Source organism: Streptomyces sp. NBC_00659 (genome assembly GCF_036226925.1).
Classification (GTDB): domain Bacteria; phylum Actinomycetota; class Actinomycetes; order Streptomycetales; family Streptomycetaceae; genus Streptomyces.
On record NZ_CP109031.1, the window covers coordinates 6884608 to 6896853 of the forward strand.

At 72.5% G+C, this 12246-nt stretch carries 9 protein-coding genes; 6 read left to right on the forward strand and 3 right to left on the reverse strand.

The genetic code is table 11. From position 1 onward, the window contains the following. Positions 1 to 8: 8 nt before the first annotated feature. A complete protein-coding gene (locus OG410_RS30125; RefSeq protein WP_329301964.1) occupies positions 9 to 5069 on the reverse strand; it encodes an ATP-dependent helicase in 5061 nt (1686 codons plus the stop codon). Between the two features lie 159 nt (positions 5070 to 5228). On the opposite strand from OG410_RS30125, the gene OG410_RS30130 reads away from it, so the two are divergent. Genes OG410_RS30130 through OG410_RS30140 form a run of 3 tightly spaced genes read left to right on the forward strand, consistent with a single transcriptional unit; the run spans position 5229 to position 7242 of the window. Continuing rightward, entirely contained in the window at positions 5229 to 6221 is a 993-nt protein-coding gene (locus OG410_RS30130) for an AraC family transcriptional regulator (protein ID WP_329301965.1), read from the forward strand. Further along, positions 6122 to 6937 carry an AzlC family ABC transporter permease gene (locus OG410_RS30135; protein ID WP_329304296.1) on the forward strand — a complete coding sequence of 272 codons (816 nt, stop codon included), beginning with the start codon at positions 6122 to 6124 and terminating at the stop codon, positions 6935 to 6937. Before OG410_RS30130 ends, OG410_RS30135 begins: the two co-directional genes overlap by 100 nt. Continuing rightward, entirely contained in the window at positions 6934 to 7242 is a 309-nt protein-coding gene (locus OG410_RS30140; protein ID WP_326785127.1) for an AzlD domain-containing protein, read from the forward strand. Before OG410_RS30135 ends, OG410_RS30140 begins: the two co-directional genes overlap by 4 nt. Positions 7243 to 7422: 180 nt before the next feature. Here the strand turns inward: OG410_RS30140 and OG410_RS30145 are convergent, their stop codons facing one another. Continuing rightward, entirely contained in the window at positions 7423 to 8367 is a 945-nt protein-coding gene (locus OG410_RS30145; RefSeq protein WP_329301966.1) for a hypothetical protein, read from the reverse strand. Between the two features lie 80 nt (positions 8368 to 8447). Between OG410_RS30145 and OG410_RS30150 the strand changes: the two genes are divergently transcribed. Then, positions 8448 to 8642, forward strand: coding sequence for a DUF3046 domain-containing protein (locus OG410_RS30150; protein ID WP_329301967.1), 195 nt, complete (start codon positions 8448 to 8450; stop codon positions 8640 to 8642). Between the two features lie 71 nt (positions 8643 to 8713). Further along, the gene (locus OG410_RS30155) at positions 8714 to 9925 is read left to right on the forward strand and encodes an AI-2E family transporter (RefSeq protein ID WP_329301968.1); all 1212 of its coding nucleotides are present in this window, start codon (positions 8714 to 8716) and stop codon (positions 9923 to 9925) included. Between the two features lie 30 nt (positions 9926 to 9955). On the opposite strand, the gene OG410_RS30160 is transcribed toward OG410_RS30155, so the two are convergent. After that, the gene (locus OG410_RS30160; RefSeq protein WP_329301969.1) at positions 9956 to 10732 is read right to left on the reverse strand and encodes a hypothetical protein; all 777 of its coding nucleotides are present in this window, start codon (positions 10730 to 10732) and stop codon (positions 9956 to 9958) included. A 389-nt stretch (positions 10733 to 11121) separates the two neighbouring features. Here OG410_RS30160 and recA point away from each other — a divergent pair, with 389 nt between their 5' ends. Then, on the forward strand, positions 11122 to 12246 hold the full coding sequence (recA, locus tag OG410_RS30165; protein ID WP_329301970.1) for a recombinase RecA: 1125 nt from the start codon (positions 11122 to 11124) through the stop codon (positions 12244 to 12246).

Here is a 12246-nt window from a genome sequence, read left to right on the forward strand (position 1 = left end):
ACGGTCGGTCAGGCGCGAAGGCGGAGTCCGCGCGGGGTGGCGATGAAGCCCGCTCCTTCCAGGAGAGTGCCGAGGGGTGAGGTGAGGGCCGAGGCGCCGTTGACCCGCTCGACGGTGACCGTGCCGAGCGAGCCCGCGCGGGCGGCGGCGGCGAGGGCCTCCGACGCGGCGCCCAGGCGGGTGTCCTGCGCGAGGGGGCTGTCCGGGTCGGCCGGCCAGGCCAGCAGTGTCTTGCCGCCGCGTTCCATGTACAGAGCCAGTTCACCGTCGACCAGGACGACCAGGGAACCTGCCTTGCGGCCCGGCTTGTGGCCCGCTTCGGTCGGGGACTCGGGCCACGGGAGGGCCGCGCCGTAGGCGTTCGCGGGGTCGGCGGCGGCCAGCACGACGGCCGGGGAGGCGGTACGGGAACGGGAACGGGCGCCAGGGAAACCCGCACCGCCGGGGTAGCCGGAACCGTTCGCCGGGTACGGCGAGCCGCCGCGGTCGGACCGGGCGTTCCGGCTGTGGGGCGCGCCGGGGTGGGACACATCGGGGTGCGGGGAGCCGGCCGTGAGCGCGGAGTCGCCGGAGAAGGTGTGGTCGTCGCCGAAGTCGAGGTCGAGGGCGGATCCGGGGCCGAGCGGGGAATCGGGGCCGAGGGCGAGGTCGCGCGTGAGGTCGTTCAAGAAGTCCGGGCCGTCGGAGACATCGTCCCGGTCCACGGAGGACTCGCCACGGTCCTTGCCGCCGAAGCCCGAGCCGGAAGGCGGGAAGGCGGCGGTGTCCGGGAAGCCGTGGGCGGCCGGGGAGTTGTCCGGGACACCGGGGCCGAAGAGAGCGGCGCCCCGGTCACGCGCGTTCGCCGCGGCCCGCAGCCGGTCCACCGCGCCGTCCATGGCGAACTGGGCGGCGCCGAGCCCCTCGACCACATAGCCCCGCCGTGCCTGGCCGCTGTCCTCGAAGGCCGACAGGATGCGGTACACCGCCGAGAACCCTCCCTCGACACCTTCCGCCGCGACGGCTCCCCGGGTCACCACCCCGTGCCGGTCGAGCAGCGTGCGGGCCAGGGCGTGGGCGCGGACGGTGGTGTCGGGCTCACGCTCGGGCAGCAACGACCAGCGGCCCGCCACGGTGGGGGGACCCGTACGCGACTGGGGGCGCGCCCCTCCCGTCAGGGAGCCGTAGCGCCCGCGGGGGACCGAGCGCTTGGCGCGGTGGGCGGTCGATCCCGCGGTGCGGCCCGAACCCAGCAGGGAGCGCATCGGCGCGAGCGTGTCGTTCGTCAGTCGCCCGGACCAGGCCAGTTCCCAGATCGCGTCGGCGAGCTGCGGATCGGTCGCGTCGGGGTGCGTGGTGGCGCGGACCTGGTCGGCGATCTGACGGAAGAACAGGCCGTAGCCCCCCGAGAGGGCGTCGAGGACCGACTGGTGCAGCGCGGTCGGTTCCAGGGGGTGCGCGGCCGGAAGGAGCAGAGGGGCGGCGTCCGCGAGATACAACGACACCCAGCCGTCCTTGCCCGGCAGCGAACCCGCCCCGGCCCAGACCACCTCACCGGCGGCCGTGAGCTCGTCGAGCAGCGCGGGCGTGTAACCGGCGACCCGGGACGGCAGCACGAGCTTCTCCAGCGCGGACGCCGGCACCGACGCGCCCTGCAACTGTTCGACGGCACGCACCAGTCCGTCGATGCCGCGCAGCCCGTGGCCGCTGCCCACGTGCTGCCACTGCGGCAGGAACTGGGCGAGCGCGGCGGGCGGGACCGGCTCGAGTTCATGGCGCAGCGCCGCGAGCGAACGGCGGCGCAGCCTGCGCAGCACCGCCGCGTCGCACCACTCCTGGCCGATGCCCGCCGGATGGAACTCTCCTTGGACGACCCGGCCGTTCGCCGCGAGACGATGCAGCGCGCCGTCGGTGACGGCCGTGCCGAGACCGAAGCGGGCGGCGGCCGTAGCCGAGGTGAACGGGCCGTGGGTGCGCGCGTACCGGCCGAGGAGGTCGCCGAGTGGATCCTTGACCGGCTCGGTGAAGGCTTCCGGGACGCCGACGGGCAACGCCGTGCCGAGCGCGTCGCGCAGCCGGCCCGCGTCCTCGATCGCCGCCCAGTGGTCGGCTCCGGCGATCCGGACCCGGATGGCGCGGCGGGCGGCCGCCAGCTCCTTCGCCCACCGCGGCTCCGCGCCCCGCTCGGCCAGCTCGGCCTCCATGAGCGGCCCGAGCAGCCGCAGCAGGTCGGCGACACCCTCCACGTCCTTGATGCGGCGGTCCTCGGTGAGCCACTGGAGCTCGCGCTCCAGCTCGGTCAGGACGTCGGCGTCCAGGAGCTCGCGCAGTTCGGCCTGGCCAAGCAGCTCGGCCAGCAGGCGCGAGTCCAGCGACAGCGCGGCGGCCCGCCGCTCGGCGAGCGGTGAGTCGCCCTCGTACAGGAACTGGGCGACGTACCCGAAGAGCAGGGAGCGGGCGAAGGGGGAGGGCTCGGGGGTGGTGACCTCGACGAGGCGGACCTTGCGGGACTCGATGTCGCCCATCAGCTCCGTGAGACCCGGGACGTCGAAGACGTCCTGGAGGCATTCGCGCACTGCTTCCAGGACGATCGGGAACGAACCGAACTCACTGGCGACCTGGAGCAGCTGGGCGGCGCGCTGGCGCTGCTGCCACAGCGGGGTGCGCTTGCCGGGGCTGCGGCGCGGCAGGAGCAGGGCGCGGGCGGCGCATTCGCGGAAGCGGGCGGCGAAGAGGGCCGAACTGCCGACCTGGTCCGTGACGATCTGGTTGACCTCGCCCTTGTCGAAGGCGACGTCCGCCGCTCCGACCGGCGCCTGCTCCGCGTCCCACTCCGTGCCCGCCTTTGTGGGCGCCTGGTCGAGCAGGTCCAGGCTCATCAGGTCGGCGTCGGGCAGCCGCAGCACGATGCCGTCGTCCGCGTGCATGACCTGGGCGTCCATGCCGTAGCGCTCGGAGAGTTTGGCGCCCAGGGCGAGGGCCCAGGGAGCGTGGACCTGGGCGCCGAAGGGGGAGTGCACGACCACACGCCAGTCGCCCAGTTCGTCGCGGAAGCGCTCGACGACGATCGTGCGGTCGTCCGGGACGTGCCCGCACGCCTCGCGCTGTTCGGTGAGGTACGCGATGACGTTGTCGGCGGCCCAGGCGTCCAGGCCGGCGGCGAGCAGACGCAGGCGGGCGTCGCCCTCGGGGAGCGAGCCGACCTCGCGGAGGAACGCGCCCACCGCGCGGCCCAGTTCGAGCGGGCGTCCGAGCTGGTCGCCCTTCCAGAAAGGCAGCCTGCCGGGGACTCCGGGCGCCGGGGAGACCAGGACGCGGTCCCGGGTGATGTCCTCGATGCGCCAGGAGCTGGTGCCCAGGGTGAAGACATCGCCCACCCGGGACTCGTAGACCATCTCCTCGTCGAGTTCGCCGACCCGGCCGCCGCCCTTCTTGGGGTCGGACCCCGCGAGGAACACCCCGAAGAGTCCGCGGTCGGGGATGGTGCCCCCGGAGGTGACGGCGAGGCGCTGGGCGCCGGGGCGGCCGGTCACCGTGCCCGCGACACGGTCCCACACCACCCGCGGCCTCAGCTCGGCGAAGGCGTCCGACGGATAGCGGCCCGCGAGCATGTCGAGCACGGCGGTGAACGCCGACTCGGGGAGCGAGGCGAAAGGGGCCGCCCGGCGGACCGTGGTGAGCAGATCGTCGACCTGCCAGGTGTCGAGCGCCGTCATGGCGACGAGCTGCTGGGCCAGTACGTCCAGGGGATTGGCGGGGACCCGGAGGGATTCGATGGAGCCGGTACGCATCCGCTCGGTGACCACCGCCGCCTGCACCAGGTCGCCCCGGTACTTCGGGAAGACGACACCGGTGGACACCGCGCCGACCTGGTGACCCGCACGGCCCACCCGCTGGAGCCCCGAGGCCACGGACGGCGGCGACTCCACCTGGACGACGAGGTCGACCGCGCCCATGTCGATGCCCAGTTCGAGACTGGAGGTGGCGACCACGGCGGGCAGACGTCCGGCCTTCAGGTCCTCCTCGACCTGCGCCCGCTGCTCCTTGGAGACCGAACCGTGGTGAGCGCGGGCGATGACCGGCGGGGCCCCCTGCGCCGCGCCCGAGCCGCCCATCAGCTCGGCCGGCGCGTGCGCCTCGTCCAGGGGCTCGCCCGTCGCCCTCTCGTACGCGATCTCGTTGAGCCGGTTGCACAGACGCTCGGCCAGGCGGCGCGAGTTGGCGAACACGATCGTCGAGCGGTGGGACTGGACGAGGTCGGCGATCCGCTCCTCGACGTGCGGCCAGATGGACGGCTTCTCCGCGCCCTCCTTGCCGTCGGCGGCCGGGGACCCGCCCAGCTCGCCCAGGTCCTCCACGGGGACGACCACGGACAGGTCGAACTCCTTGCCGGACGGCGGCTGGACGATCTCCACCTTGCGGCGGGGCGAGAGATAGCGCGCAACCTCGTCCACGGGACGCACCGTCGCCGAGAGACCGATGCGCCGGGCCGGCTTCGGCAGCAGCTCGTCGAGGCGCTCCAGCGTGAGCGCGAGATGGGCGCCGCGCTTGGTGCCCGCGACCGCGTGCACCTCGTCCAGGATCACCGTCTCGATGCCGGTCAGCGCGTCGCGCGTGGCCGAGGTCAGCATCAGGAACAGCGACTCGGGGGTCGTGATCAGGATGTCCGGCGGACGGGTGGCCAGCGCCCGGCGCTCGGCGGGCGGGGTGTCGCCGGAACGGATGCCCACCTTCACCTCCGGCTCCGGCAGCCCGAGCCGCGCGGACTCCTGCCGGATGCCGGTCAGCGGGCTGCGCAGATTGCGCTCCACGTCGACGGCGAGCGCCTTGAGCGGCGACACGTAGAGAACCCGGCAGCGCTTCCGCGGGTCCGCGGGAGGCGGAGTCGAGGCCAGCTGGTCGAGCGCGGCGAGGAACGCGGCCAGCGTCTTGCCTGAACCGGTGGGGGCCACGACCAGCACGTCCGAGCCCGCGCCGATGGCCGCCCATGCCCCGGCCTGGGCCGCGGTGGGCGCGGAGAAGGCCCCCGTGAACCAGCCTCGGGTCGCGGGGGAGAAGCCGTCGAGCGCTCGGTGTGCGGAGCTGACCATGCGTCCATCCTGCACCCGCCCACTGACAACCGAGCTGACCTGCGAGAACGCCACGGCTGAGCGGAGCGGGGGCGCGGTGCGCCGCCGGATCCGGGCAGAAGCGGGCACAGCGGGCAGGCGTCGGCGGTCGGTCCCGGCACGGTGGCGGACAATGAGGACGTGGCAGGTTCGGGGCAGGAGCGGGCACGGCACTGGCAGTACGCGGAGCTGCCCGGTGTCGATCTGCTGCGAGCCCGCTACGTCGAGAAGATCTTCGTGCGCCACACCCACGAGAACTTCGTCATCGCCGCCGTCACCGAGGGCGTCGAGGTCTTCCACCACGGCGGCGCCGACCGGTACGCGGGACCGGGTTCGCTGGCACTGGTCAACCCCGACACACCGCACACCGGACGCGCAGGCGTTCCCGAGGGATGGAGATACGGGGCTGTGTACCCCTCGCCGGACATGGTCGCCGAGATCGCCGCCGAGACCACCACCCTTCGAGGCACCCCCGGCTTCAGCCGCCCGGTACTCGACGACCCGTATGCGGCGGGCCTGGTCCACCAGGTGCTCAGGGCCGCGGAGGAGGGCAACGCGCTGGCCGCCGACACCTTGCTGAGGGTCGCCGTGACCCGGCTGCTGCGCCTGAACGGAGGGCCACTGCCGCAGCGGGCCGTGCGCACCGCGGGTGCCCGGCTCGCGGCACGCGCGCGTGGCGTGCTGGACGAGCGGATGGCCGAGCCGCCGACCCTGGAGCGGCTCGCGGCGGATCTCGGCACCAGCCCGTTCGCGCTGCTGCGCGCGTTCCGGGACGCCTACGGCATGCCGCCCCACACCTGGCTGACCGATGCGCGGGTGCGCCGCGCACGGCACCTCCTGGACGCCGGGTCCACCCCCGCCGAAGCGGCCGTCGCCGTCGGCTTCACGGATCAGCCGCACCTCAACCGCCACTTCGGCCGGATCGTGGGCGTGCCTCCGGGCGCCTACCAGCGGGAGCGCAAGAACGTACAAGACACCGAGGGGCGACTCCTCGTACCGTCCGACGCGTGGCACAACAGACAGCTCTCCCAGACATACGCAGTGAAGAAGGCGGAAAACCCGACACGGCCGTCGTCCGCGACGCCCTTGGAGTCGGGGTCGCCGTCGGACTGTCCGGTTTCGCCTTCGGGGTGACCTCGGCCGGCAGTGGGCTCAGCCTGCTCCAGACCTGCGCCCTCAGCCTCCTGGTGTTCACCGGGGCGTCGCAGTTCGCGCTCGTGGGCGCGCTCGCGGCCGGAGGCAACCCGCTCACCGCGGCCGCCGGCGCGTTCTTCCTCGGGGTCCGGAACGCGTTCTACGGGCTGCGGCTGTCCCAGCTGCTGGCCCTCCCGCGCGCGGTACGCCCGTTCGCCGCGCAGTGGGTGATCGACGAGACAACGGCCGTGGCGCTCGCACAGCCCACCCGCCGCAGCGTCCGGATCGGCTTCACCGTCACCGGCCTGTCCCTCTACCTGCTGTGGAACCTCACCACCTTCCTCGGCGCGGCCGGGGCCGAGGCCATCGGGGACACCGACGCGTGGGGCCTGGACGCGGCCGGGCCCGCGGTGTTCCTTGCGCTGCTCGCGCCGATGCTGAAGACCGCCACGGAACGTGCCGTCGCCGGAATCGCGGTCCTTCTCGGGCTCGGGCTGCTGCCCGTGCTGCCCGCCGGAGTCCCGGTGCTGGTGGCCGCCCTGGCCGCCCCCGCCGTGCTCTACGCGACGGGGCACCGCCGCGCGGACACAGCCCGCGACGCCTCCGCGGGCGGGTCGGACGAGGCACCGGCCGGCGCGGTGAGCGGGTCACCGGCCGGTGCGCACGACGACGGGTCGGACGGGTCAGGTTCGGACGTGTCAGGAGACGTGCGGTGAACATCTGGATCGCCATCGGCGTCACCGCCGTCGGCTGCTACGCCGTCAAGCTCATCGGTCTGCTGATTCCCGCGGGCGTCCTGGAGCGGCCGCTCGTCCAGCGCCTCGCCGCTCTGCTGCCCGTCGCGCTCCTGGCCGCTCTCACGGCCCAGCAGACCTTCGCCGACGGGCGTGTCCTCGTCCTCGACGCGAAGGCCGCCGGGCTCGCCGCGGCGGCCGTCGCGCTGATCCTGCGCGCCCCGTTCCTGGTGGTGGTCGCCGCGGCGGTGGTGGTGACGGCCGGGGTCCGCGCGCTGACGGGCTGAGAACCGGGCGAGGTGCTCCGCAGGGGCACTCCGGAGCACCTGGCACGCCGGAGTGCCCCTGATGTCCGGCGCGCACCAGCAGGCTTGGACGCCCGACGCGCCGCCGGCCCGGACACCAGCGCGCCGGCCGGCCCCGGCACCTCGGCGCAGCGGAGCGACCGGCAACCGGGCCCGGTGACCTCAGTCGACGGTCCGGCCGTACGCACTGAGCGTGCGCAAGGCCTCGATGGTCACCATGGGGCGGCACTCAAGGGCCGTGCCCGGTGCCCACTGGCGCCAGTGGACCGGCCACCCGCCGTCCTCCTGCTGCTCGTCCGCGAGGTGGTCCAGTGAGCGGGCCATCTCCTCGTCGGTGAACCATGCGCGCGCGAGCGAGTCCGGCGTCCGCGCGTAGTCGTGCGGGAAGTGGTGCTCACCCGGCGCGTACCCGGGTGCGACGGGGTAGGCCTCCAGTCGCCCGGGGTCCAGCGCGGCGAGCCGCTGCTCACGGACGAGCCGGCCCAGCCGGTCGGCGTTCGCCTGCGCGCGCGGGCGGTCGGTCGCGGAGTCCAGGAAGGCGACCGCCGCCTCGATCTCGTACGGATGGGACTTCTCCAGGGACTCCACCGCCTGCCAGCAGAAGTCCGTGGCCCGGAACAGCCAGGCGTTCCACACCTCGTTGCGGTGCAGCAGGCCCACGACGGGGCCGGTGGCGAGGAGTTCGCTCGGCGGATCGTCGACGACGGGAACGAAAGGGGCCGCCGGATAGCCGCGCTGGCTGGGATGGACTGCGGGCAGCGCGCCGTCCGCCGTCGACACGGAGGTCAGATAGCGGCACACCCGCTCCACCCGCTGCCCGCCGCAGCGCCCGATCGAGTCGAGGACACGCAGCGCGTGAGCGGTGTGCAGCGGCTGGCTGACCGGGCCGCGCAGATCGGGTTCGAGCGCGTGGCCGTATCCGTCGTCGTCGTTGCGGTAGGCGGCCAGCGCCGTCTCCACCGCGTCGGCATCGCCTCCGAGGAAGTGATAGGCGAAGCGGCGCTGCTCCAGCACGCGCGCGGTGAGCCAGACGAAGTGCTCGGCACGGGCCAGGAGGGAGTGCGCGGGGGGCTTCTGGGGGAGTCGAGATGCTCCGGTTTCGGCCATGCGTCAGACCGTAGGGCGGAAAGCGGTCTCGGCACGCGGTCCCGGCTCGGGCCCACTCTCAGGGGCGGGATACTGGAGTCATGCGGTTGACGGTCTTCTGGCAGCGAATGGCTGATCACTTCGGCGCGGGCACCGCCGAGACGTTCGCGCGCGATCATGTGATGTCGGAACTCGGCGGGCGCACCGTCCACGAGGCGCTGGACTCGGGCTGGGAGGCCAAGGACGTGTGGCGCGTGGTGTGCGCGAACATGAATGTTCCGCACGAGAACCACTGAACGGAGCCCAGGACCGGGAAAGACCGGGGGGACGTGGATCCGGTGTCGGTGGCGTGGGCCAGACTTGGCGGGTGGCCCCGACAGATGAGAACACGCAGGTCGATCAGCAGTCATCACCGCTCGGCACGACGCCGCCCGGTCCGCCGGGCGCCGACGCCGCCGGGCAGGGCGCGCGCATGCCGCGCTGGCTGCCCCGCGCCATGGTGCTCGCCCTGGCGCTCATCGCCGTGTTCCAGCTCGGCAGTTGGGCGTTCCACCAGCTCACCAACCTGCTGATCAACATCCTGATCGCGTTCTTCCTCGCGCTCGCGATCGAACCCGCGGTCAGCTGGATGGCCTCACGGGGCATGCGCAGGGGGCTGGCCACCTTCCTTGTCTTCCTGGGCTCGTTGATCATGGTCGCCGGGTTCGTCACCCTGCTCGGCTCGATGCTCGCGGGCCAGATCATCAAGATGATCGAGGGTTTCCCCGACTACCTCGACTCGGTCATCAACTGGATCAACACGCACTTCCACACCGACCTCAGACGGGTCGACATCCAGGAGGGCCTGCTCCACTCCGACTGGCTGCGCAAGTACGTGCAGAACAGCGCCACCGGCGTCCTGGACGTGTCCGGACAGGTGCTCGGCGGCCTCTTCCAGCTGCTGACGGTCGCCCTGTTCTCGTTCTACTTCGCCGCCGACGGACCCCGGCTGCGGCGCGCGCTGTGCTCGGTGCTGCCGCCGGCCCGGCAGGCCGAGGTGCTGCGCGCCTGGGAGATAGCCGTCGACAAGACCGGCGGGTACCTGTACTCACGCGGCCTGATGGCGCTGATCTCGGGCGTCGCGCACTACATCCTGCTGGAGGCGCTGGGCGTGCCCTACGCGCCCGTGCTCGGTGTGTGGGTCGGTCTGGTCTCGCAGTTCATCCCGACCATCGGCACCTATCTCGCGGGCGCCCTGCCGATGCTGATCGCCTTCACGATCGACCCCTGGTACGCGCTGTGGGTGCTCGTCTTCGTCGTGGTCTACCAGCAGTTCGAGAACTACGTGCTCCAGCCCAAGCTGACCTCCAGGACGGTGGACATCCACCCCGCGGTCGCCTTCGGGTCCGTGATCGCGGGCACCGCGCTCCTCGGGGCCGTGGGCGCGCTGATCGCCATCCCCGCCGTCGCCACCCTGCAGGCGTTCCTGGGGGCGTACGTGAAGCGCTACGACGTCACGGACGACCCACGGGTGCACGGGCACCGCACCCGCGGCTCGGCAGGCATCCTCGCCGGCGTGCGGCGGCGGCTCGGCCGGTGACGTCCGCGGTGGCCCGGCCGGTGGTGACGTTCACCAGGTGAGGACGGCCTGGACACCGGCGGCCACGACGGCCGCCGTGTAGAGGCCGACCGCTCCCCGCACGATCCGCCGCCAGACCTCCTCGCTCCAGCCGGTGCGGGAGAGCAGCCAGGCCAGCGCGGGCAGCACGAGGACGGCGTGCAGGCTCACTCCGTGCAGCGGCTTGAGCGGAGCCGTCGAGTGGTACGCGGCCTCCTGGTGGCCGGTCCTGGTGAGGACGACCCCACGCGCGATCATCACGGCGCCCGAGGCCAGCGCGACGAGCAGGATCGCGAACCCCGAGCGCACGGCGAGCGGCATGCCCGCGGGCCCCGTGGGCCGGTCGCGGAAGGAGGCGACCGCGAACGCGGTCAGCACCACGACCAGAATCCCGCCGCCCACCGCGAGCATCATGGACACCGCCGTGTCGAAGCCGGTCTCCATGTCGAGATGCGAGGGAACCCGGCGCCACGCCTGAAGAGTGATCCCGCCGACCTCCAGCACGCAGTCCGCGGCGAACACGAGGAGCAGCGCGGTGCGCCGCCTCGCCTCCATCCGCACGTACGACGTGACCCAGGTGATCGCGATCAGGGTCAGGCCGAAGGAGAGCCCGAAGGTGACGGGCTTGCGCCAGGAGACGGGGCCGTCCCACGGACCGCCGTCGACGGCGAAGACCAGCAGATGCAGCAAGCCGGAGAGGACGAGCAGGGCGCCCGTCACCCGGCAGAGCCGCTCTGCCGGCCGGAGCGAGGGCTTCGGCGGTGTCGGTGCAAGGGTCGTCGTCGGCATGGCCCACAGCCTGCCGGGCGGGGCCGGCGGTGTCGTCGTACGGCCGAAGGCGCCGACCCTACGCCCCGGGGAGTAGCCCCGGTCCGGGCGGGTAGCGGGTTCCGGAGATGCGCCGGGGCGGGGTCCGGGGCCCGGAACCGAGGGATCCTCGGTCGTGGTCGGAGCGCGAACGTAGTCTCGGAAGAGTCGTGTGGTGCGCTTGACACGAAAATCGAACATCCATTCTTATGGAGGTTCCGGCGAAGCTTTCGACGGGTGATTCGGCATGGTTTCGACAGAGATATGCCCGAGTTATCCACAGGCTGGACGGGCGTCGGGGCGCATTGTCAGTGGCAGGCGTTAGCGTCTTTGACGTGAAGCGATCGACTCAAGCAAACCGGGTGGAACCCATGGCAGGAAACGACCGCGAGAAGGCGCTCGACGCCGCGCTCGCGCAGATTGAACGGCAGTTCGGCAAGGGCGCAGTGATGCGCCTGGGCGAGCGGCCGAATGAGCCCATCGAGGTCATCCCCACCGGGTCGACCGCGCTCGACGTCGCCCTCGGCGTCGGCGGCCTGCCGCGCGGCCGAGTGGTGGAGGTGTACGGCCCGGAGTCCTCCGGCAAGACGACCCTCACCCTGCACGCGGTGGCGAACGCGCAGAAGGCCGGCGGCCAGGTGGCGTTCATCGACGCCGAGCACGCCCTCGACCCCGAGTACGCCAAGAAGCTCGGCGTCGACATCGACAACCTGATCCTGTCGCAGCCGGACAACGGCGAGCAGGCCCTGGAGATCGTGGACATGCTGGTCCGCTCTGGTGCGCTCGACCTCATCGTCATCGACTCCGTCGCCGCCCTGGTGCCGCGGGCCGAGATCGAGGGTGAGATGGGCGACTCGCACGTGGGTCTGCAGGCCCGTCTGATGAGCCAGGCCCTGCGCAAGATCACCAGTGCCCTGAACCAGTCGAAGACGACGGCGATCTTCATCAACCAGCTCCGCGAGAAGATCGGCGTGATGTTCGGCTCCCCGGAGACCACGACCGGTGGCCGGGCGCTGAAGTTCTACGCCTCGGTGCGCCTCGACATCCGCCGCATCGAGACGCTGAAGGACGGCACGGACGCGGTCGGCAACCGCACGCGCGTCAAGGTCGTCAAGAACAAGGTCGCGCCGCCCTTCAAGCAGGCCGAGTTCGACATCCTCTACGGGCACGGCATCAGCCGCGAGGGCGGCCTGATCGACATGGGCGTGGAGCACGGCTTCGTCCGCAAGGCCGGCGCCTGGTACACGTACGAGGGCGACCAGCTCGGCCAGGGCAAGGAGAACGCGCGCAACTTCCTGAAGGACAACCCCGACCTCGCCAACGAGATCGAGAAGAAGATCCTGGAGAAGCTGGGCGTCGGTGTGAGGCCCACGGCGCCCACCGCCGAGCCGGGCGCGGACGCGGCGGTCTCGGCCGCCCCGGACGACGCCGCGAAGACGGTGCCCGCTCCGGCTGCCAAGACCACCAAGTCCAGGGCCGCGGCGGCCAAGAGCTAG

Coding starts and splice junctions, on each gene's coding strand:
- OG410_RS30125 (WP_329301964.1), bottom strand. CDS start 5,069: ATGGTCAGCTCCGCACACCGAGCGCTCGACGGCTTCTCCCCCGCGACC.
- OG410_RS30145 (WP_329301966.1), bottom strand. CDS start 8,367: ATGGCCGAAACCGGAGCATCTCGACTCCCCCAGAAGCCCCCCGCGCAC.
- OG410_RS30150 (WP_329301967.1), top strand. CDS start 8,448: ATGCGGTTGACGGTCTTCTGGCAGCGAATGGCTGATCACTTCGGCGCG.
- OG410_RS30160 (WP_329301969.1), bottom strand. CDS start 10,732: ATGCCGACGACGACCCTTGCACCGACACCGCCGAAGCCCTCGCTCCGG.
- recA (WP_329301970.1), top strand. CDS start 11,122: ATGGCAGGAAACGACCGCGAGAAGGCGCTCGACGCCGCGCTCGCGCAG.